General features: G+C 56.6%; 15 protein-coding genes. 9 read left to right on the top strand and 6 right to left on the bottom strand.

Going from position 1 to position 21,524, the window contains the following annotated elements:
• Positions 1-22 precede the first annotated feature (22 nt).
• From ACEN9A_RS14280 to ACEN9A_RS14265, 4 genes are all read right to left on the bottom strand, one after another.
• Positions 23-673 (bottom strand): MliC family protein, encoded by a 651-nt coding sequence (locus tag ACEN9A_RS14280; RefSeq protein ID WP_258674101.1) that lies wholly within the window; start codon positions 671-673, stop codon positions 23-25.
• Positions 674-935: 262 nt separating this feature from the next.
• The gene (locus ACEN9A_RS14275; RefSeq protein WP_258674099.1) at positions 936-2,351 is read right to left on the bottom strand and encodes an amino acid permease; all 1,416 of its coding nucleotides are present in this window, start codon (positions 2,349-2,351) and stop codon (positions 936-938) included.
• Positions 2,352-2,526: 175 nt separating this feature from the next.
• Positions 2,527-3,579, bottom strand: a complete 1,053-nt coding sequence (ocd, locus tag ACEN9A_RS14270; protein ID WP_258674182.1) for an ornithine cyclodeaminase — start codon at positions 3,577-3,579, stop codon at positions 2,527-2,529.
• A gap of 49 nt (positions 3,580-3,628) precedes the next feature.
• On the bottom strand, positions 3,629-4,663 hold the full coding sequence (locus ACEN9A_RS14265; RefSeq protein ID WP_258674098.1) for a histone deacetylase family protein: 1,035 nt from the start codon (positions 4,661-4,663) through the stop codon (positions 3,629-3,631).
• Positions 4,664-4,782: 119 nt separating this feature from the next.
• Here ACEN9A_RS14265 and ACEN9A_RS14260 point away from each other — a divergent pair, with 119 nt between their 5' ends.
• On the top strand, positions 4,783-5,283 hold the full coding sequence (locus tag ACEN9A_RS14260) for an Lrp/AsnC family transcriptional regulator (protein ID WP_018925946.1): 501 nt from the start codon (positions 4,783-4,785) through the stop codon (positions 5,281-5,283).
• 181 nt (positions 5,284-5,464) lie between these two features.
• Here the strand turns inward: ACEN9A_RS14260 and ACEN9A_RS14255 are convergent, their stop codons facing one another.
• A complete protein-coding gene (locus tag ACEN9A_RS14255; RefSeq protein WP_413386302.1) occupies positions 5,465-10,279 on the bottom strand; it encodes a M10 family metallopeptidase C-terminal domain-containing protein in 4,815 nt (1,604 codons plus the stop codon).
• A 447-nt stretch (positions 10,280-10,726) separates the two neighbouring features.
• Between ACEN9A_RS14255 and gabP the strand changes: the two genes are divergently transcribed.
• Positions 10,727-12,133 (top strand): GABA permease, encoded by a 1,407-nt coding sequence (gene gabP / locus ACEN9A_RS14250; protein ID WP_258674097.1) that lies wholly within the window; start codon positions 10,727-10,729, stop codon positions 12,131-12,133.
• Positions 12,134-12,226: 93 nt separating this feature from the next.
• Here gabP and wrbA read toward each other — a convergent pair whose 3' ends face one another.
• Positions 12,227-12,829, bottom strand: coding sequence for an NAD(P)H:quinone oxidoreductase (gene wrbA, locus ACEN9A_RS14245; protein WP_007938311.1), 603 nt, complete (start codon positions 12,827-12,829; stop codon positions 12,227-12,229).
• Between the two features lie 456 nt (positions 12,830-13,285).
• On the opposite strand from wrbA, the gene ACEN9A_RS14240 reads away from it, so the two are divergent.
• The 7 genes from ACEN9A_RS14240 to ACEN9A_RS14210 all read left to right on the top strand — a co-directional run bounded on the left by ACEN9A_RS14240 (position 13,286) and on the right by ACEN9A_RS14210 (position 21,497).
• Entirely contained in the window at positions 13,286-14,554 is a 1,269-nt protein-coding gene (locus ACEN9A_RS14240) for a cystathionine gamma-synthase family protein (RefSeq protein ID WP_258674096.1), read from the top strand.
• 136 nt (positions 14,555-14,690) lie between these two features.
• Positions 14,691-16,127 carry an amino acid permease gene (locus ACEN9A_RS14235; protein WP_413386299.1) on the top strand — a complete coding sequence of 479 codons (1,437 nt, stop codon included), beginning with the start codon at positions 14,691-14,693 and terminating at the stop codon, positions 16,125-16,127.
• A gap of 51 nt (positions 16,128-16,178) precedes the next feature.
• Positions 16,179-17,069, top strand: coding sequence for a LysR substrate-binding domain-containing protein (locus tag ACEN9A_RS14230; RefSeq protein ID WP_258674095.1), 891 nt, complete (start codon positions 16,179-16,181; stop codon positions 17,067-17,069).
• An 18-nt stretch (positions 17,070-17,087) separates the two neighbouring features.
• On the top strand, positions 17,088-18,476 hold the full coding sequence (gene thrC, locus ACEN9A_RS14225; RefSeq protein ID WP_258674094.1) for a threonine synthase: 1,389 nt from the start codon (positions 17,088-17,090) through the stop codon (positions 18,474-18,476).
• Entirely contained in the window at positions 18,473-18,910 is a 438-nt protein-coding gene (locus tag ACEN9A_RS14220; protein ID WP_019649830.1) for an Lrp/AsnC family transcriptional regulator, read from the top strand. The genes thrC and ACEN9A_RS14220 overlap by 4 nt, the downstream gene beginning before the upstream one ends.
• Positions 18,911-19,025: 115 nt before the next feature.
• On the top strand, positions 19,026-20,066 hold the full coding sequence (locus ACEN9A_RS14215) for a homoserine dehydrogenase (protein WP_258674181.1): 1,041 nt from the start codon (positions 19,026-19,028) through the stop codon (positions 20,064-20,066).
• A gap of 12 nt (positions 20,067-20,078) precedes the next feature.
• On the top strand, positions 20,079-21,497 hold the full coding sequence (locus tag ACEN9A_RS14210; RefSeq protein WP_258674093.1) for an aldehyde dehydrogenase family protein: 1,419 nt from the start codon (positions 20,079-20,081) through the stop codon (positions 21,495-21,497).
• Positions 21,498-21,524 lie beyond the last annotated feature (27 nt).

The following is a 21,524-nucleotide window of genomic DNA, read 5'->3' as shown; positions in this document are numbered from 1 at the left end:
CGTCGGACTTGCGCCAGCGACATCAACCGACCGGCTCAGCCTTGCAACTCATTGACCCTGAGCCTGGCTTCTGGAATAGCACCACGTCACCGTCTTGCCAGAAACTGTAATTCCCCTGGGAGTCCTTGCCTGTGTATCGGGTTCCCGAATCACTCGGCTCCTGGTTCAGGACGATCGAGGTGTTCGCCCATTTCAGGTACACGACACCAGGCTGCGTGGTGAAGAAGGTGGCGGCAACCAGCGGGTCAAGCCCTGTACAACGAAAAGCCAGGGGGCCCTCGGTGAGTCTGTGTGGGTCCTTGGTTCTCACGATGGCCGAGCCTTGGCGCAGCTGGTACGCGCGCTCGGCATAACTGCGGACTGTGCACGTCTTGGGTACAGGTGTGGAGGCGCACTGATTGCGCGCATCGACCCAAAACTGCTGGTCGATCATGATTTTGTCCGGACGCGGCACTGAATGTTCATCCGTGAGCGCCAGGCGATAAAGACGTGTCAGTTCGATATCCATCTGCGCCAGTTGCGGATCACGACAGATCAGTTTTTCGACGGACGCCTTTGCCTCGGCGCAGTCGAAGCTGGTCTTGAAGGTTGGTGCAGCATTAACACAAGTGCTCGCCGCCGCGCATACGCTGGCAGCGAGTAGACAGGTGAAAAGGGCCGTGACCGTTTTCATGTTGGCTTCACCCAGATCATTACGTGATGCCCGGATTGCCGTGGGATTGATCGATGCGTTGAATAGTTATTCGTTCGCATTGGTGTATCGCAGTGTAAGTCAGTGCTCAGAACTTGCCATACCGCTCGGCGGTGGTTGGGTTGCAGGAGCGAGTTGGCCGCCAGTGATATTTGACGGCCTTCGCTTGCAGCTATTCGACCCGCAGGTGCCCCACAAATGCCACATCACCCAAGGGCGTTGCCCCCAAAGGCTCCAGGTAAAATCAGTTGTACTGACTTATCGATCCAGCTGCGGGTTTGGGCCTCCAGGTGTGGGTCAGCTGATAGGCAATTGCCAACCATATAAACCACCCCGGCATGACCATTAAAGCAATACGGGTGTCAGGTCTTAATGCCAGCAAACAGAGAACAAAGCCCAGGAATGCCAAAGAGAACCAGGCCATCGGCACGCCGCCAGGCATCTTGTAGGCCGATTGCGCATGCAGGTCGGGCCGGCTTCTGCGATAGGCAATGTACGACGCGAGGATGGTCGACCAAGTGAAAATCACCAGGATCGCCGATACGGTAGAGACGATGGTGAACGCTGTCATGACTTCCGGAACGATGAACAGCAACAGTACACCCACCAGCATCAACAGTGTGGTGAACGCCAGGCTCAGCAGAGGCACGCTATTGCCCGACAAACGCCGAAAAATCCCTGGTGCATTGTCGTGACTGGCCAGCCCAAACAGCATGCGGCTGGATGAAAATACGCCACTGTTGGCCGATGAGGCGGCAGACGTCAGCACCACAAAGTTCACGATACCGGCGGCTGCGGGAAACCCTGCAACCAGAAACAGTTCGACGAAAGGGCTCTTGTTGGGCGAAACCTGTTGCCAGGAAGTCACTGCAATAATGCAGGCCAGTGCCAGCACATAAAACAAGATGATTCTCAGCGGAATCGAGTTGATGGCTTTAGGCAGGGTCTTCTCGGGGGAGCGGGTTTCGGCGGCTGCAGTGCCGATCAGCTCGGTGCCGGCAAAGGAAAAGATGGCCATCTGAAAACCGGCAAAGAAACCGAACAGGCCATTGGGGAAGGCTGCCTGTTTATCCAGCAGGTGGTTCAGGGATGCGGTGACGCCATTGGGCGATACAAATGAACTGGCAATCAGCACCATGCTGACGCCAATCAAGGTGACGACGGCAATGATCTTGATGATCGCGAACCAGAACTCCACCTCACCGAAAAGCCTGACGGTCAGCACGTTCAAGGCGAACAGCGTCAGTAGCATGCCAATGGCCGGTATCCAGGCGGGTACATCAGGGAACCAGTATTGAAAGAAGCCGCCGACCACTACGGAATCGCCCACCACCGCGACGCTCCAACTCAGCCAGTACGACCAGCCGAGGAAGAATGCCGCTCGCGGGCCGAGGTAGGCACCGGCAAAATCCGCGAAGCTTTTGAAGTTCAAGTTGGAGAGCAACAGTTCGCCCATGGCGCGCATGACGAAGTAGACGAACAGGCCGATGATCATATAGATGAGGATGATCGACGTACCGGAAAGGGCGATGATCTTCCCGGAGCCCATGAACAGGCCTGTGCCAATGGCGCCTCCCATGGCCATTAACTGAATGTGACGATTGCTGAGGGTGCGCTGCAGCGCGGGCTGTTCAGGCAGCCCGGACGGAGTCGTTTTCATTACAAAACCTCTTGATTTTATGTTTTTGAGTTTTGGCAGAAAGTGGGTGTCTAGCGTTCTTGTTAGAGATGCAACGGCTACTGACGGTGGTGGTTTGCGTGTGGCAGGGTTTCTCGTCCGGTCACACGGTGAGTAGCCCCTTGGCACTTTGCTCAGGAGGCCTCACCTATGGCGATCAGCTGACTGTGCGCAGGCGCGAGGGAACTGCTGGCTGCTGATCAAGCAGTTGGTAGAGGTTTTTTATGTTGGCCGGCGTCGGCACCAGATGGATGCGCTCACCAATGGCATGCTCGCGTGCCAGGTCGTGCACGTAGCGCAGTGACGAAAAGTCTTCGAGGGCAAAGCCCACGGAATCGAAAACCGTGACCTGGGCGTCGCTCTCACGGCCCGCTAATTCACCTTGAACAATCCGGAAGAATTCGACGACGGGAAAGTCGGCCTCCAGTTGTTGAATATCGCCTTCAATCCGGGTTTGAGGTTCAAACTCAACGATGACCCGGGCATTGCGCAGGATGTCGGCGTGCAGTTCGGTTTTCCCCGGGCAGTCACCGCCGACGGCATTGATATGCATGCCGGGCTCGATCATCTCGGGCGTCAGAATCGTTGCATAGGCTTTGTCTGCGGTGACCGTGGTGACGATGTGTGCACCCTTGACCGCGTCCTGTACCGAGCTGGCCAGAATCACCTCAATATCCGGGAATGCGGCTAGGTTGTGCTTCAACTTAAGTGAAGCGTCGCGATCGATATCGAAAATGCGGATTTCCTTGATGGAGAGCATTTCGTAGAAGGCGATGGCTTGAAATTCGCTCTGGGCGCCATTGCCGATGATTGCCATGATGTTTGCATCAGGGCGCGCCAGGGACTTCGCGACCAGGGCGGAGGTCGCGGCGGTGCGCACGGCGGTGGTCAACGTCAGTTCGCTGAGCAAGGTTGGATAGCCACTGTGGACATCGGCCAAGACACCGAAGGCCATGACCGTCAGCAAGTTGCTTTGACCATTGTCCGGGTGACCATTCACGTATTTGAACGAGTACTGTTGACCATCGTCGGTCGGCATCAACTCGATCACACCATCGGCCGAATGATTGGCGGTGCGCGGCGACTTATCAAACTGCGCCCAGCGTGAGTAGTCAGCTTCGATGTAAGCCGCCATTTCGCGGATTGCCCGGCGGATTCCTACCTTGGCGAACAGGCGTGCGGCATGATCGACGTCTATAAAAAGAGTCATGTTTTTATTCTCCGATTCAGTAGTTGAACGCTGCGATTCAGGGGATGACTCAGGCGCGTTTGGTCTCGTAACCATGCAGCACGTTGACCGCATTGATCCCGATTTCATCGACCATGTAGCCGCCTTCCATCACGAACAAGGTGGGGCAGCCCACGCCCGCTATCAGCTCGCCGATGCCGATAAAATCGTCGCTTTCCAGCAGGAAGTGGCTGATTGGGTCGTCCTTGAACGTGTCGACGCCGAGTGAAATAACCAGCACTTCAGGGGCGAATTGCTGAAGTTTCTTGCAGGCGTGGAGCAGGGCGTTACGGTAACTGTCCCAGGTGGTGTTCTTCGGCAATGGGTAGTTGAGGTTGTAACCTTCGCCGTGGCCGGCGCCGACTTCGTGGCTGTAGCCTGAGTAGTACGGATAGGACACCGTCGGTTCGCCGTGCAGCGAGACAAACATGACGTCACTGCGCCCGTAGAAAATGTTCTGGGTGCCGTTGCCGTGATGAAAGTCGACGTCCAGTACCGCGACACGTTTGGCGCCTTGGGTAATGGCGTGCTGTGCGGCAATGGCGGCGTTGTTGAGATAGCAATAGCCGCCCATGTATTCACGTGCTGCGTGATGGCCGGGCGGGCGGCACAGGGCAAAAGCACTGTCGTGGCCTTCATCGATCAGTGCCAGTCCGGTCAGCGCGATATCGGCGCTGGTTTTTACCGCTTGCCATGTAGTGGCGGTGATAGGGGAGCCAGCGTCCATGGCGTAGAAACCCAACTTGCCGTCGATGTAGGTCGGCACTTGCTCGTTGGCCAGATCGCGCACTGGCCACACCAGCGGCAAGGCATCGTGGGTGCGTCCGGTTGCGCTCCATTCAGACCAGGCGGATTCCAGAAAGGTTACGTAGCGCTCGCTGTGCGCGTTGACATAGCACGACCGGTCAAAGGCTCGCGGCTCGATGACCTGACCAAGCCCGACCTGCTTGACTCGATGATGGACGGTATCGGCCCGACTGGGCTGTTCGAAGGACGGCTTGAGCACGCCGTCTTTCAATTCGGTGCCGTGGTGTAAACGGTGGGAATCACTGAAAACTGTAAACATTGTGCGCATCCGTTGATGTGAACCAGTGCAAATATTTTGTTCTGGTACGGATGCGATTTCTTTGCTTTGTTTTCGGTGTTTGGTAGATATTACGGGAGGTTTTACTCAGGAATGGCGCAATGCAGAAAAAAACATCCAAGCGCATCAGTCTCGACGACACCGACCTGGCGATTCTCGCATTGCTGCAGGAGGATGCGAGTATCTCCAACGCCGAGCTCAGTGAGCGCCTGTCGTTAAGCCTGACGCCTTGCTGGCGGCGGCGTAAGAGAATGGAGGAGGCGGGCGTGATTAAGGGCTATCAGGCTAACCTTGATCGACGAATGTTGGGGCTGGACATCATGGCATTCGTGCACATCCGTTTTTCCACCCACGCCGATCACGCCCCCGACGACTTCGAGGCGGTGATCGCGCAATTGCCCGAAGTGTTGTCCTGCCACAAGATCACCGGGGATGCCGACTACGTGCTGCAAGTGTTGGCGGAGGATCTTGATAGCTACAGTGACTTTATCGAGCAGGTGCTCAGGCGCCAGGTGGGTATTGCCTCCATCCAGTCCAGCCTGGCATTACGCGAGGTCAAGACCAGTAGCCGTATTGCGATACCCAAATCGAGCAAGGACTGAAGGGCAGGGGTTGGATCACCTTTCTAAAACCTACCTTGACCGAGTTTTTTTCTCGCTGGCGAAATTGACGCCTGCCCCCGTACCAGAATGCAAAATGCAGGAGCGGGCAAGCCCGCTCTTGCATTTTGACCTGTGGCTGTCCTCGATTTTTCGAGCACTGCAAATCCCCTCTCGGCTTGACTCAGGCTGTGAAATCGCTGGCGTGCAACGCCGTGACGCCCACCAGTGCGATCTCGAACTCGGGGGCGGCGTCGGCATCGACACTGCCGTAGAGAATGCCATCGGCAAAGCGCAGTTGGCCGGTGGCGTCGGCAGGGTCGAAGGCGTTGCTGCCGATGAAGGTGAAGGCGTCGACAGCGGTGGTCATCGGGTTAGCGTCCAGTCCGGTGAAGTCCAGATGATCACCCTCGGTGCTCTTGAAGCCGTTGATCACATCGCGTAAAGCGCCGGCGCCCATGTCTGTCAGCGCATCAAACACGTAGGTATCCGCGCCAGTGCCTCCGGTGAGGTTGTCGGTGCCGGCACCGCCGATCAACCGGTCATCGCCCGAACCGCCCACCAACGTATCGTTGCCCGCACCACCGTTCAGAACGTTCGCGGCGCTGTTACCCGACAGCGTGTCGGCGTAGGCGCTTCCCGTGAGGTTTTCGAAGAGCTTCACGGTGTCGAGCCCGGAGCCCACAGTGTTTTGTTGCGCTGACGTCGAGAGGCTGACGGTAACGCCAGACGCGGCGCGTTCAAAAGAAACCGTGTCATTGCCCTCGCGTCCGTCCAGCACGTTATTGCCGGCTCCGGCGAACAGCGTGTTGTCCAACGCGTTGCCCGTGCCATTGGCGGCGCCAGGGCTATCGATATATAGATGCTCGACGTTGTTGCCGAGGGTATAGGCCGCCAGGCTGCTGTGCACGCTGTCGATCCCTCCAGCCGCCGCATTGCTGTTGGTCTCGATCACGGCGTCGTCGGCGTTGTCGACATAGTAGGTGTCGTTGCCATCGCCGCCGCTCATGCTGTCGGCCCCTGCGGCACCATTGAGCACATTATTGCCGGCATTGCCGGTGATGAAGTTGTGCTGCTCATTGCCGGTGCCGTTGATGCCCGACACGCCGGTGAGCACCAGGTTCTCGAGATTGGCGCCCAGGGTCCAGCTGACCGAGGCTTGCACCGTATCGATCTGCGAGGTCGAGGTGTTGGTTTCCATCACGCGGTCGAGCGCGTTATCGACCACATAGATGTCGTTGCCATCGCCACCGGTCATGGTGTCGGCGCCCAAGGCGCCATCCAGTGTGTCGTTGCCCGAGCTGCCCACCAGGGTATCCGCCTGGTCGGTACCGGAAATCATCTTCCGGTTGTTGTCGAAAATGTCCTGCACGCTGTTGTTGTCGTTGGGGTTGCCCTGGAAGCCAAGGTCATTGGCGATGTAGTCGGCCAGGCGCTGGCCGACGATTTCCGCCGATTCCTCATGCAGGTGCCAGACGTCGTCGGGATACGTCAGCGGATCGACTTCGTGTCGCAAGGGGAGGTCGTTGTAGTCCACCGCCAGCTTGACGTCGGCGCGCTCGGCGGCAATGGCTTCCTGGGCGGCGTGGACATAGCCAACCCCCTCGACGATGGAGGCAATCTTCTCTTCCGAATAGCCACGGGCGCGCGCCGCGTCCTGCTCGTAGTGACCGGTCTCCATCATGTACACGTCGAAGTTGCCGAACTGGGCATGCAGGTAGTCAAACACCTTTAGGGTCGCATCCTTGTAGGCCGCTGCTGCCGCTGCTTTGTCCGTGGCTTGGGCGATCTCCTGAGCGGCTTCCTCACCCTGGCCCCAAATGATGCCCATGGTGACGTTATTGATCGATTGCAGTTCGGAGCGCTGTTCGCTCAGCAGCGTCACGGCGCGCAACAGCGCAGCCCCGGGTTGGTTGGTGTCGGTCAGCCACCAGCACAACTTGAGTTCCTCGGCGCTGAGCGTCGACAGGCCGGTGACCGTGCTGCCGCCCACCGCGATGTCGATGCCGTTGCCATCGGCATCGGTGAACTGGCTGCGCACGTCATAGGGGGTGTAGCGGTCCAGGTCGTTGACCAGCATCGAGGTGCCGGACTGATTGTCGTCCTCCGTCATGCGCAGCAGGCGTGCATTGGATTGGCCGAGGGTGGGCAGGTAGAGGATGTCCTGCTGGGCGTGCTGGCCAAACACGAAGTCACTGGCGGTCAGGGTGTTGAGGTAGTTGCCGCTGAGGGCTATCTCAAAACGATTACCATCGGCATCCGCTTCGGCGGACTTGATGTAGGTCTTGTCGCCCGCCGCGTTGAGGGTGATGTACAACGTGCCATTGTGGCCATCGCCAAGGCCGACAAAGCCCAGGCCCGACACATCGATCTTGTCGACGCCCGCGGTGAAGTCATAGATCGTATCGGTGGCCGTGACACCACCCGTGTCGTAGTCGCGGTAGCTGTCGAGCAGGTTGCTATAGCGGAAGGTGTCAGCACCGTCGCCGCCATACAGCGAGTCGCGTCCGGCACCACCGTCGACGGTGTCGGCGCCAGCGCCGGCCTTGATCGTGTCGTTGCCACCGAGGCCGAGGATCAGGTCCGCACCCGCCGTGCCGTTGAGGGTTTCGGCATTGTTGGTGCCGGTGACAGTGTTGGCCACTCCCAAGGCGAAGCTATCGCTGGCCGAAGCACCGGCTGGGTCTGTGGCCTTGACCAGCACGTCGTAATTGCCGGACGCGGTGCTGGTCGGCGTGCCGGTGAAGGTCAGGTTGGTGGCATTGAAGCTCAGCCACGCGGGCAGGGCGCTGCCATCGGCCAGGGTGGCGGTGTAGCTGAGGTTGTCATTATCCGCATCGGTGAAGCTGGTGGCTGGCACCACGTAGCTGAACGGGGCGTTTTCGGTTGCGTTCTGATCCAGCAGCGGCGTGGCCAGAACCGGCGCGTGGTTGGTCGGTGACGACGTGGCGAAGACGAAGTTGGCGCTGGTCAGCTTGTCGAGGTAGTTACCGTTTAGTGCCACTTCGAAGCGGTTGCCATCGGCGTCGGCAGAAAGGGACTTGATGTAAGTCTTGGTCCCGGTACTGTTGAGCACCACGTACACGGTGTTGTTCTTGCCATCCCCCAGGCCGGTGAACCCCATGGCCGAGAGGTCGATCTTGTCGGCGGTGATATCAAAATCGGTGATCAGGTCGGCAAGGTTGGCACCACCGGTGTTGTAATTGCGATAACTGTCCAGGCGATTGGAAAACACAAAGGTGTCCGCTCCGGCGCCACCGGTGAGGGTGTCCATACCGGCACCGCCATCGAGTTTGTCGTCACCCGCACCGCCACTGAGGCTGTCGTTACCCGCCAGGCCGAGCAGGGTGTCGGCCGAATCACTGCCCAGCAGCGAGTCGTTGCCGCTGGTGCCGGTGAGCACACGATTGAAGATGAAATTGCTCGCGGTCAGAGTGCTGGCGAGGTTGCCCGAGAGTATCAATTCGAAGCGATTGCCACTGGCGTCGGCATCGTAGTCCTTGATGTAGGTGCGGTTAGTGCTGGCGCTGTAGCTGACTTGCAGGGTACTGCCATGGCCATTGCCCAGGCCGGTGAAACCGAGGCCGGCGAGGTCGATCTTGTCCTGGGTGACATCGAAGTCGGTGATGGTGTCATCGAAGCTTGCGCTTGCGTTGCGGTAACTGTCGGACTGAGTGGTGAAACGGAACGTATCGGCGCCGGTACCGCCGGTGAGTTTATCGATGCCTGCACCGCCTACCAGAATGTCGTCACCGGCCCCGCCATTGATGGTGTCGTTGCCGGCAACGCCGTAGAAAATCTCGCTGGCGGAGCTGCCCAGGAGGGTGTCGTTGCCAGCAGTGCCTTGCACCGTGATCATCGGCACCGTGTCGCTGACGTAGCTGCCGTCACCATAGACCAGCGTGGCACCGTTGCTGGTGTGGCTGATGGTGTTGCCGATGATGGCATTGCGATCGGTGCCGTCTTCATTGCGTTCCGCAACGCCGTAGGTCGACAGGTTGCTGCCGGTGATGATGTTGCTCTGGATGGTGTTATCGCTGCCGTTGAAGTACTTGCCGGAGACGCCCAGGGTGTCGTTGTAGGACTGGATGATGATCTCCGGCACGGGGTTGCCCAGGGAATTGCTGTTGAGCGTGTTGTCGATAAGCTCGACGTGGTTGCTGCCGTAGATACGGACCCCGGCGCTGGTGTTGTCGTGAATGTCGACGCCGCTGACCGTCACTTCGCTGGACATTTTGATCAGCACCCCTTCGGCGCCGTTGCCATACACCTCGCCACCGGTGATCGTGATGTTGCTGGGGGAGGGGATGTTCTCGCTGCCGCGCTGCACCACGATGCCATTGCCGCCGTTGTTGTAGGCAACGTTATTGGTGAGCGTGAAGTCGTGGGTGCTGGTAACAATGTTGAAACCGTGCCGGTCGTTGTCGTAGGCGACGTTGTTTTCGAAGGTGCTGTTGCTGAGGAAGTCAGCAACAAAGCCGTCCAGGCCGTTGCCGTGGGACACGCTGTTCTTGATGACCATGTTGACGGTCTGCTCGTGGGGGTCGAAACCATACCCGGAGCAATCCTTGATCTCGACGCTGTCGAGGGTAACGTTGGAGTCGTGGCCTGCTTGCCCGGGAATGTAGCCGTTGAACCAACCGTCGATCTTGCCCGTGGTGCTGTCACGGTTGCCGTCGATGGTGAGGTTACTGACGCCAAAATCGTGGGTTTCCTCGCCGTAGGCGGAGCGGATGACTCCCGTGATCTTGGTGTCGGAACCGTCAGCCACCTTGACGGTGGTTGCACCCATGCCGTCGCCGTACAGGTAGACGTTGCTCTTGAGCATCAGGCAACCGTCGGAAGGTTCCGCCCCTCCCGAAACGATGTAAGTTCCGGTCGGCATATACACCTGCCCCCCGCCTGCGGCAGCCGCCGCATCAATTGCACGTTGTATCGCCGCTGTGTCGTCAGTGATGCCATCTCCTTTGGCGCCAAAATTTTGTACATTGAAAATCATGAGCTTATCTCCGTATCAGGCAAGAACCTCGGAAGATGCCAATATTCCATCGACAACCACCGTGTTTTGACCCAGCGGAGTGCAAAAGTTATGACCACATATCGGGGATGTGTCAAAAAACCGGACTAACTGATTAGCGGTTGGAGGGGTGTTTCAAAAAAGTAACAGTTTGTTGGCGCTTGCTCTGACAGCGCGCGATGCCGCTGTGTATCCGCAGCAGTCAGCAATGCATGTCGAAATCAGACTCGTACGTGGCGCACTCAGGCTATTTGTTTTCAAGACAAGACGCGTAAGGTGACGCGTCATTTCATGGCGGTATGTCGTCGTGATTGCCGATTTAGACGCTCAGGAGCGTTTGAGGTACGCCGCTTTCGAGTAGCGGCAACAGGAAGACCCTGACACTCAGTCAGTACGCTCTAACGTCGATCACCAGAGAACAAAAAAATAATGGATAGCCTGAATTCAAAAGATTCGAACGGTCAGTTAGCGCAGGGTTTCAAGCCGCGACACGTCACAATGCTTTCTATAGCCGGCATTATTGGCGCGGGTTTGTTTGTTGGCTCGGGCCACGCTATCGCTGCTGCCGGGCCGGCGGTTTTGCTTGCATACCTGTTCTCCGGCCTTTTGGTCGTTCTGGTTATGCGCATGCTAGGCGAGATGGCGGTTGCCAACCCGGACACCGGTTCTTTTTCAACCTACGCCGACCAAGCTATCGGACGATGGGCCGGCTTCACCATCGGTTGGCTCTACTGGTGGTTCTGGGTGCTGGTGATACCGATTGAGGCGCTGGCTGCCGGGCATGTATTGAACCAATGGTTTCCTCAGATCGATACCTGGCTGTTTGCCTTGGTGTCGATCATTTTGTTAGTCGTGACCAACCTGTTCAGTGTGTCCAAATACGGTGAATTCGAGTTTTGGTTCGCGATGGCAAAGGTCGTGGCGATCATCGGTTTTATCGGCCTTGGTTTTGCCGTGTTGATGGGCTGGATTCCCGAGCGCGAAGCCAGCGGCTTGAGTCGACTCATGGAGGAGCATGGAGGATTTGCGCCCAACGGCTTGTCAGCGGTAGTGGGGGCGTTCATCACCATCATGTTCAGTTTTATTGGCACGGAAGCAGTGACCATCGCTGCGGCCGAATCCAATAATCCGGCGCAGAACATCGCTAAAGCTACTCGCTCAGTGATCTGGCGAATCGGCGTGTTTTACCTGCTGTCCATTTTTGTGGTCCTTTCCGTTGTGCCCTGGAATGATCCGTTGTTGGCGTCGGTGGGGTCTTACCAACGGGCTCTGGAACTGATGAACATTCCCCATGCCAAGTTCATGGTCGATGTAGTAGTGCTGATCGCCGTGGCCAGCTGCATGAATTCATCGATTTATATTTCGTCGCGCATGTTGTTTTCGCTTGGCCGCAGAGGCGATGCACCGAAGCTGCTGAAAGTGACATCGTCGGCGGGCGTGCCAAGGGCTGCCGTGATCGCCAGTACGGTGCTCGGTGCCGCTGTGACGTTGTTCAGCTACTTCATGCCCGCAGGCTTGTTCCAGTTTTTGCTTGCCAGCTCTGGGGCGATTGCATTGCTGGTGTACTTGGTGATTGCGGTATCGCAGTTGCGTATGCGCAAAATATTGCGCCGTCGAAACGTTGAGCTGAGCTTCCAGATGTGGTTGTTTCCCTGGCTCACCTGGTTGGTCATCGTTTTCATCTGTGCCGCGCTGGCAGTGATGATGGTGACACCGGAACACCGCCTGGAGGTTTCTTCGACCATGGTCCTGGCGCTGGTGATTTCCTTCATCGGCCTTGTGACCGCGAGTCAGCATGGTCAGCCGGAGCGGGCGGCACCTGCAGGGAATGCATAGCAGTCAATTCAGTTAAGCCTGCTTGTGATCTTTATCGGTGCGGCAGCATTGGCAGGGCGGCTAACGCCGCCCAAGCCATTTTAGGTGCTTGCGTTAACCCGCGATCTTTATTGCAAGCTCAGCAACGTGTTTACCCTGGAAACGCGCGATATCCAGTTCATTTTGTGACGGTTGCCGTTTACCGTCGGCGCCTGCCAGGGTGGTCGCGCCATAGGGCGTACCGCCGGTGATCTCGCTCATGTTGGTCAGCCCCGCGCAGGTGTAAGGCACACCCACGATGACCATCCCTTGATGCAAGAGTGTGCTGTGGAACGAGGTGATCGTGGTTTCCTGGCCACCGTGCTGGGTGCCGGTCGATGCAAAGACACTGCCGATTTTCCCGACCAGCGCGCCGCTCATCCACAGTCCGCCGGTCTGGTCGAGAAACGTGCGCATCTGTCCCGCCATATTGCCGAAGCGCGTCGGTGTACCAAAGATGATTGCATCGTAATTGCCCAGCTCGTCAGGTGTCGCCACCGGTGCCTTCTGGTCAAGTTTGACGCCGATGGCTGCTGCCTGTTCGGCCGGGATGGTTTCAGCGACACGCTTGAGCGTCACGTCTGCGCCGGGTACGGATCGTGCGCCTTCGGCCACTGCGCCGGCCATCGTTTCGAGGTGACCGTACATTGAGTAATAGAGAACCAGTACCTTCGCCATGATTTTTCTCCTGGATTAAGCGCCATTCGATGGATTAGGAAGATCTTGGGTTACACCACTGCCAACGAACTGCAGCGGCAGGCGTAGCACTCGGTCACGAACAAAACGGCGGCTCACACCCACCCGACTGCTGGGACTTTGACGGCATGCGGATTAACACTAGCAGCTCCGTATGCTGCCTGCCGGGCAGTCAGGGAAGCTATTCGATTGATGGCAGATGGCAGCACGTGTAGCGGGGAAGGGCGCGCAGCTAAGAGGGTATCTGTTATCGGTAATTTACTTCACTCAATGCTCATCGCCATGTGAATGGATGGTCAGGGCACCCGGTACCCAGCCATTAAAAAAAGCCCCCCTTACTCCCGGATATCATGATTTTTCACAAGCATGAGCTTTCCATATAGTCCTCCCAAGCCCACTTGGAACACGGCTGTGTTTCCCTTGATGCGAGAGAACTTTATGGAAAATAAGAAACGCGCCGTCCAGGCTTCAGAGATTGGGATGGGGACTCGAGTCGTATGGGGAGGAGAGCAGGTTCAACATCCCTACAATTCCACGCAGACACCCATCGTGGTCAGTGCTGCCTATGGCTATGACGATATCGATAAATGGTATGACGTGGCATTGGGAAAAGAGCCAGGCTTCATTTACAGCCGGATGAGCAATCCCACTGTCTGCGTCTTGGAAGATAAACTCTGTGAGCTCGAAAACGCAGAGTCGGCTGTAGCTTTCAGTACCGGAATGGCTGCTATCAGCGGTGTACTACACACCTTCCTGTCCTATGGGCAGCGTGTGATATCTACACGTGACAGCTACGGTGGTACGAACAAGATTTTTGAGGAGTTCCTTCCACGTATGGGTGTGGAGGTAACCCTTTGCGATACGCTCGACACTGTGGCACTTGAGCTGGAGATCGCTAAAGGCTGCAGCGTCCTGTACCTGGAAACACCCACGAACCCAACGCTGAAAATCGTTGATATCCGGCGCCTTGTGGCAGCGGCGAAGCGAGTGGGCGCTTTGGTTGTTGCGGACAATACATTCGCGACGCCACTGAATCAGAATCCTCTCGCTTTAGGCGTTGATGTGGTTGTGCACAGCGCGACCAAATTCCTGTCCGGTCATGGTGATGTCCTCGGTGGTGTGGTCTGCGGCGCCGAGCATTTGATGTCTCAAGTTCGCCATTACCGCGAAATCAATGGTGCCTCGCTGGATCCTTTTTCGGCGTATCTAATCATCCGAGGCATCAAGACTCTGGCTCTGCGTCTTCGCCAGCAACAGGCGAGCGCGATGCTTTTGGCCGAGTACCTCTGTACCGAACCGCTGGTTGAGTCGGTGAACTATCCGGGGTTGCCTCAACATCCAGGTCATGACATCGCTCGTTCGCAAATGAACGGATTCGGCGCCATCGTCAGCTTCGTGCTGAAAGGAGGCATGGACACAGTGACTCGTTTGCTACCGCTGCTCAGATACGCGCATCGGGCGGGTAATTTGGGCGCTGTCGAGACCATCTATGGGCCGGCTCGGACGACCAGTCACGTGGAAAATACCTTGGAAGAACGTCAGGCACTTGGAATCTCCGAAGGTTTGGTTCGAATATCCGTAGGTATTGAAGATTCAGCAGATTTATTGGCTGACCTAAAACAAGCTTTCGCTTTAGTGCGAGGTAAACATGGTGATACGAGCTTTAACGCTGATAGTGCCCAACGTTTCATTGAGGTAGAAACCTGAATACGGGCAGGACGCTCGAGATTCATCTTAAGCCCTTCATGAAGAATGAAAATAATAAAATCCAGCGACGACAAATTTGTACTGCCCAACAGCCAGTTATAAGGCGTTTGTCCGAACATTTCATGAGAATAAAACTATGTCCACGCATATTGAAGATCATCAGTCCGACCCAAACTCGCGTTTCAAAAAGGAAATGCAAACACGCCACATCGTTATGTTGGCACTGGGCGGTGTGATCGGTACGGGGTTATTCCTTACCTCCGGTTACACGGTTAATCAGGCAGGGCCGCTCGGTGCAGTGATTGCTTACATCATCGGTGCAGTGATGGTGTATTTAGTCATGGTCTGTCTCGGTGAGTTGGCTGTACAGATGCCAGAAACCGGATCTTTCAGTAGTTACGCAACGCGATACCTGGGCCCAGGCACAGGCTATACAGTGGCCTGGCTTTACTGGCTCACTTGGGCAGTAGCTATCGGTTCAGAGTTCACAGCTGCGGGCATACTGATGGTTCGGTGGTTTCCTGATACACCGGTCTGGATTTGGAGCGCGCTGTTTGCCATCGCCGTTTTCTTAAGCAATGTTGTTTCTGTTCGGTGGTTTGCGGAGACTGAATTTTGGCTTTCGCTGATTAAGGTGCTGACCGTTATCACATTCATTGCGATTGGCGGAGCGGCAATTTTCGGTCTTATTCAAGTACAGAGTTTGCAGGGGGCGGGACTTTCCAACTTCACACGTGAGGGGCTTTTCCCCACCGGACTTCTACCCATTGCAATGACCCTCCTGGCTGTTTCATTCGCATTTTCCGGAACTGAGCTGATCGGGATTGCGGCAGGTGAAGCGCAAGATCCACAAACTAGCGTGCCCAAGGCAATCCGCACGACAGTGGTACGTTTGGCGCTGTTCTTCGTGGGGACCATTTTCGTCCTTGCGACGTTACTGCCACGAGAACAAGCGGGGCTCGTAGAAAGTCCGTTCGTGATGGTATTTGAGCTGATTGGCATCCCATACTCTGCCGACATTATGAACTTCGTCATTCTCACGGCACTGATTTCCGCCGCTAACTCGGGGCTGTATGCAGCATCGCGCATGCTGTGGACATTGAGCGATCAAGGACATATGCCTAAGCGCTACGCCAGGCTCTCCAGTCGTGGCACACCGGTGAACGCCATCGTGCTTAGTATGGCGGGCGCAGTGGCTTCTCTGCTCAGCAGTGTGTTTGCCCCTGATACGGTTTACTTGGCCTTGGTGTCCATTTCCGGTCTGGCGGTCGTAGTCGTGTGGATGAGCATTGCTGCCAGCCAGATCGCGTTCCGTCGTCAATACGTTGCTAATGGCGGACGAGTTGAAGACCTGCATTTCCGTGTACGCGGCTATCCATGGGTGCCTATCGGTGCACTGTTGTGTTGTCTGCTGGCCTGTGTGGGTATCGCTTTTGATCCTGAGCAGCGAGTGGCGCTTTACTTCGGCCTGCCCTTTATCGCGTGGTGTTACTTCGTTTACTGGATCACTCGAAACAAGAGAGCAGAGCGGTTGGCCTTAGCCGCAGCAGTTCATTCCTCTGGCACCGCGTGAGTTTTTCAGGCAATGATCGAGCATAGATAAAGCCCTGATGAGGTTGCGCCGATGAGTCAAAAGTCACTACCACCCTTGAACTGGTTGAGGGCATTCGAAGTATCGGCGCGTTGTTTAAACTTTACCCACGCGGCGCAAGAACTCCATTTGACTCAAGGGGCTGTGAGTCAGCAGATCCGTCAGTTAGAAAGTCACCTCGGTGTGGCGCTGTTCAAGCGCTTACCTCGAGGACTTGGCTTGACCGAGGAAGGGCAGTCGTATCTGCCTGTCGTACAAGACGCGATCAGTCGCCTTGCAGTCGGCACAAACGAGATTTTCGGCCAGCGCAATCGAAGACATTTGAAGGTGCGTGGCAGCCTTTCCTTTCTTCACTATTGGTTGGCCCCCCGACTCGCAGATTTTTGTCGGGAGTATCCCCAGATTGATATTCGATACATCAGCAATATTTGGGTGAAAGAACCGGACGGCGAGGATGACCTGGAGATTCGCTGGGGATGCGGTGAGTGGTCGGGCTTGCGCGCTCAGCGATTGACTTGGGACATCCTTCAGCCTGTTTGCTCCCCAACGCTCATGGCCAGCTCACCCATACATGAGCCTCGCGATTTGATGAACCATTCACTCCTTCATGTGTTGGGGTACGAAGAAGGTTGGGGTTACTGGTTGAAGCGAGTTGGAGCAGACGACGTCGACTACTCCCGTGGCCTTCAGTTTGACACGCTGATTTCCACGATCCGCATGGCCGAATTGGGGCAGGGCGTTGCGCTGGCACGGTCTTCCGTGGTCGAGGATTTGCTTAAGAACGGGCAATTGGTTGCGCCATTCAATCACCGAATCGAGGCAAGCGAATCCTTTTATCTGGTGCACGAACAGAGCGAAGTGCTCTCGCCTGATGCCGCACATTTTTCTACCTGGCTGGTGGCTCAAGCCCATCGCCTTTTGTAAAACTGATTTGGAGTTGCCATGGATTATGTAAGCACTCGCGGCGGCGACATGCGTGCTGATTTTCGCAGTGTGGTTCTGTCTGGGCTCGCCGAAAATGGTGGTCTCTATGTCCCAGCCAGTTTGCCTGTCTTCACCGAGAAACAAATTGCCAGCTGGTCGTGGCTGCCGTTTGATGAGTTGGTTTGGCGAGTGATTTCGCCTTTTGTTGGCTCCTCCATAGACGAAAGCACCCTGCGTGCCTTGCTCAGTGACAGCTATCAACAATTCAAGCACCGCGCTATTACGCCGCTTGAGCAAATCGGGCACAACGAGTGGATACTCCAGCTGTTTCATGGCCCGACCGGTTCTTCCAAGGATTTCGCCGCGCAATTGCAGTCGCGCCTGGTTGAGCATTTTCTGGAAGAGGTCGGTAGGGAAGCGTTGGTAGTCGGTGCAACTAACGGTGATACCGGCGTCGCGGCGCTTGAAGCCTTTGCTAACTGCCCGGCCGCCCGCATGGCGATACTGTATCCGCGCGACGGGCTTGCGCCTGAGCAACTCAGTGCCTTGCAGGCAGCCGACCCGCAGCGGGTTCAGCTGTTTCCGGTTGACGGTCATTTCGATGATTGCCAGACGCTGGTCTCCCGGCTCTTGCGTGAGTGGCCGTTGGATGGAGTGTTGCCGGTCTGTTTCAACTCGACCAATTGGATCGGCGTCCTGGCCCAGATCGTTTTTTACTTCCACGCGGCCTTGCAACTGGGCGGTGGCTCACGTCCCGTTGGTTTTAGCGTTCCAGCTGCCAGCTCGGCCGAAATCTACGCTGGTTACATTGCGCAGAAAATGGGATTACCGATCAATCAGGTGATCATTTCCACCAACAGCAATGATGCCCTGCACCAGTTTTTTCATTGCAATCGCTACTCCACCCGGATGACTAATCGAACCGTGTCGCCGGCGATGGACTTCTCGTTGTTTTCCAACCTGGAGCGGTTTATCTGGGAGGTTTACGAACACGATGGCTGCTCAACAAAAGCACTGATGGAGCATTTTGAAAGTTGCGGAGAAATGAGCATCGGCAACCAGCAATGGCTACGTGCTCGAGTACTCTTCGATTCCTATGCCGTACACGAATCCCAGGTGCGCGATGAAGTAGTCGAACTGTTCCGAGAGACAGGCTCGGCCATCGATCCTCACACCGCTGTCGGTGTACTGGCCGGCAGGCTTCATCGACGCAGCCTGGGTGCGCCGATGGTCACCTTCGGGCAAATTGCGCCGGCCAAGTCAGCGGCGCTGTTGGCCGAACTGGGCGTCTGGCAAGCAAGCGTTCCGAGCACTGTCGAGGTGCGCGCGCAACCACCGTACCTGGCCAAGGGCGATCTTGACGGTCTGTGCCAGGCTCTTCGTCTGGCGCAGCAGAGGTCTGCATGAAGCGCATTCTAGATCCGTTGGACGAACGCATACTGGCCGAACTTACCGCCAATGCGCGAATAGCCCATATCGAACTGGGTGCCAAGATCAACTTGTCACGCAATGCGGTGCGCCAGCGCATCGAGCGTCTTGAGCGCGACGGTGCGATCCAGGGCTATACGATACTTCTCGGCGAGTCCCGGCGGCCTACGTCGCTTATCAGCGCGGTGATCTTTGTCTATCGCTACGACCGCATGCGTGGCGAAGAAGTACTGACTGCGCTGCGCTCCATTCCCGAAGTGGTGCAATGTGAAGTACTCAGTGGTGAGTTCGATTTAATGCTGCGTGTGAATGCCGCCACACCTGAACGCGTCCATCTCGTGTGGAAGGAAATCGCGGCCATGCCGGGGGTGGAAAACACCGTGACATCGTTCGTCCTTTCTGCGGTGTTTTGACAACATCGTGCGTGGGCAAAACGCTCAACTAATACAGCACTCTGCCATATTCAACTGCCAAAGCCCGGCTCTTAGGATGTTCCTATCGAACAACATCAATATAGGAACAGCGCTTATGACTGAGTACAAAATTGCCTTGGTAGGGTTTGGTGGCGTGAACCGTGGCTTCGCCCAATTGGTCGCCGATCGTAATGCCGAGTGGAAAGAGGCCCTGGGCTTCACCATTAAAATTGTCGGGGTCACCGATCTGTTCCTCGGCTCAATCGTTGCCAAAGACGGTCTGGATGCAAAGCAGTTGGTGGCGCTGCCGGTTGAGAAGGGCGCATTCGCTCAACTGCCCGGCGGCAATGCCGAGGCCTTCAACGAAACCGTGATCAAGCATTCCGGTGCAGACATCATCGCTGAAGCCACTTTCACCAATCCGGTGGATGGCGAGCCCGCCACTACCTTTTGCCGCTGGGCCTTGGAAAGCGGCATTCATGTAGTGACCACCAATAAGGGACCTATTGCGCTGCACGGTGCCGAGCTCAAGGCGTTGGCCCGTCGCAACCAGGTCGCCTTCGAATACGAGGGAGCGGTGATGAGTGGCACCCCCGTGATTCGTCTGGCCAGGCAGGCTCTGGCGGGTGCCAACGTGCAAGGCTTCGAAGGCATCCTGAACGGCACTTCCAACTACGTGCTCACCCGGATGAAAGACGGCCTGGCGTTCAACGATGCCGTCGTACAAGCGCAACAACTCGGCTACGCCGAAGCAGATCCAACCGCCGATGTGGAAGGGTTTGACGTACGCCTCAAGGTAGTGATCCTGGCCAACGAACTGCTCAACGCACGACTGAATGTCAGCGATGTAGCGTGCTCGGGTATCAGCAATATCAGCGCGCAAGATATTGCCCAGGCAAGTGCCAATGGCGCGAGCTGGAAGCTGATTGGCTCAGCCGATCGTGAAGCAGATGGCTCGGTTCGAGCGAGTGTGGAAGCTCGGTTACTGTCGAACTCACATCCTCTTGCCGGAATCAGCGGTGCTACGAATGCAGTGTCATTCAAGACCGAACTGCTGGGAGCTATTACGGTTTCCGGGCCTGGGGCAGGGCGCATCGAGACGGCCTTCGCATTGCTGTCGGACATCGTCGCCATCCACACCGCCCACGGCAAATAACAGGAGATAGTCATGAGCGTATCCAGCATGGCCAGTATCCAGCTTGTTGAAGCCAAACAGATTGATGTGTTCAGTCCATTCGATGGTCGCCTGGTGGGAAGCGTCCCTTGCCTCGATGCAACCGCAGTTCCTGGCTTGCTGGAACGCGCGCGAATCGGCGTGCGCGAGAGTGCGGCAATGCCTCGTCACCTTCGTGCACGCATCCTTGAGGAGGCGGCCCGGCGTGTAGAGCTTGAGGCTGAAGCGTTTGCCAAACTCATTGTTGCAGAGGCGGGGAAGACGCTGCGACAAGCAGAGAAGGAAGTGAAGCGTTGTGTGAATACGCTGAAGCTATCGGCGGAAGAGGCTCGTCGTAACGCCGGGGAAGTGATTCCATTTGAGGCATATGAAGGCTCCGAATCGCGCCAGGGCTGGTTCACTCGGGAACCGTTGGGGCTTATCGTCGCGATCACTCCCTACAACGATCCACTGAACCTGGTCGCCCATAAACTTGGCCCGGCCATCGCCGGTGGTAATGCTGTGATCCTGAAGCCCTCAGAGCTCGCACCGTTGTCTGCTCTCAAGCTGGTTGAGTGCCTGGTGGAAGCGGGTCTGCCTCCGTCTGTGGTAACCCCGGCGACCGGAGGCGTCGATCTGGGTAAAGCATTGGTGGAGGTTCGCGAAGTTCGGATGATTTCCTTTACGGGCGGTTTTGCCACGGGTGAGGCCATTGCTCGTAGTGCAGGGTTGAAGAAGCTAGCGATGGATCTGGGAGGAAATGCCCCGGTTCTCGTGCTTGAAGATTGCGATATCGAACCGACTGTTGAGTCCTGCGTGTCTGGCGCCTTTTGGGCAGCAGGGCAGAATTGCATCGGTACTCAACGCATCCTTGTACATCGTTCAATTTATGAGGACTTCCGTGAGCGTTTTGTCAGCCAAACGCGTGCCTTGGTAGTGGGGGATCCTGACCAGCGAGCAACGGATGTAGGCCCGATGATTACGGAACAGGCGGCCCGTCGTACCGAACAATTGGTAAATGAAGCACTGGCCGAGGGGGCCGTTCTTCTGTGTGGGCACCATCGTGAAGTGGGAAGCTATGCGCCGACCGTGCTGGAGCGTGTAAGCCATAACAGTCGGATCTGGCAGCAGGAAGTCTTCGCGCCGGTTGTCATCCTGGAGCCTTTTGACCACCTGGATGATGCTGTTGCTCTGGCCAACGCTGCGGAGTACAGCTTGCATGCGGGACTCTTCACACGTGATCTTTCCAAGGCCTTGAAATTGGCTCGGCAAATTCAAGCCGGTGGCGTGATGATCAATGACTCTTCCGATTATCGTTTTGATGCCATGCCTTTCGGTGGCTTCAAGTACGGAAGTCTGGGGCGAGAAGGTGTCCGGTTTGCCTATGAGGACATGACACAGCCCAAAGTGGTCTGCATCAATGAAATGGGTTGAGCCATCAAAGTAGCTAATTACCGTCGA

The organism is Pseudomonas sp. Pseusp18 (genome assembly GCF_059506005.1).
The sequence above is the reverse complement of the archived record's forward strand: the minus strand, read 5'-3'. Positions and strand labels throughout refer to the sequence as shown.

What these genes read in the sequence shown, in the direction of transcription:
- thrC (WP_258674094.1), top strand. Translation starts at nt 17,088, where the DNA reads ATGGATTATGTAAGCACTCGCGGCGGCGACATGCGTGCTGATTTTCGC.
- ACEN9A_RS14260 (WP_018925946.1), top strand. Translation starts at nt 4,783, where the DNA reads ATGCAGAAAAAAACATCCAAGCGCATCAGTCTCGACGACACCGACCTG.
- ACEN9A_RS14215 (WP_258674181.1), top strand. Translation starts at nt 19,026, where the DNA reads ATGACTGAGTACAAAATTGCCTTGGTAGGGTTTGGTGGCGTGAACCGT.
- ACEN9A_RS14255 (WP_413386302.1), bottom strand. Translation starts at nt 10,279, where the DNA reads ATGATTTTCAATGTACAAAATTTTGGCGCCAAAGGAGATGGCATCACT.
- ACEN9A_RS14230 (WP_258674095.1), top strand. Translation starts at nt 16,179, where the DNA reads ATGAGTCAAAAGTCACTACCACCCTTGAACTGGTTGAGGGCATTCGAA.
- ACEN9A_RS14275 (WP_258674099.1), bottom strand. Translation starts at nt 2,351, where the DNA reads ATGAAAACGACTCCGTCCGGGCTGCCTGAACAGCCCGCGCTGCAGCGC.
- gabP (WP_258674097.1), top strand. Translation starts at nt 10,727, where the DNA reads ATGGATAGCCTGAATTCAAAAGATTCGAACGGTCAGTTAGCGCAGGGT.
- wrbA (WP_007938311.1), bottom strand. Translation starts at nt 12,829, where the DNA reads ATGGCGAAGGTACTGGTTCTCTATTACTCAATGTACGGTCACCTCGAA.
- ACEN9A_RS14235 (WP_413386299.1), top strand. Translation starts at nt 14,691, where the DNA reads ATGTCCACGCATATTGAAGATCATCAGTCCGACCCAAACTCGCGTTTC.
- ocd (WP_258674182.1), bottom strand. Translation starts at nt 3,579, where the DNA reads ATGACTCTTTTTATAGACGTCGATCATGCCGCACGCCTGTTCGCCAAG.
- ACEN9A_RS14240 (WP_258674096.1), top strand. Translation starts at nt 13,286, where the DNA reads ATGGAAAATAAGAAACGCGCCGTCCAGGCTTCAGAGATTGGGATGGGG.
- ACEN9A_RS14265 (WP_258674098.1), bottom strand. Translation starts at nt 4,663, where the DNA reads ATGTTTACAGTTTTCAGTGATTCCCACCGTTTACACCACGGCACCGAA.
- ACEN9A_RS14220 (WP_019649830.1), top strand. Translation starts at nt 18,473, where the DNA reads ATGAAGCGCATTCTAGATCCGTTGGACGAACGCATACTGGCCGAACTT.
- ACEN9A_RS14210 (WP_258674093.1), top strand. Translation starts at nt 20,079, where the DNA reads ATGAGCGTATCCAGCATGGCCAGTATCCAGCTTGTTGAAGCCAAACAG.
- ACEN9A_RS14280 (WP_258674101.1), bottom strand. Translation starts at nt 673, where the DNA reads ATGAAAACGGTCACGGCCCTTTTCACCTGTCTACTCGCTGCCAGCGTA.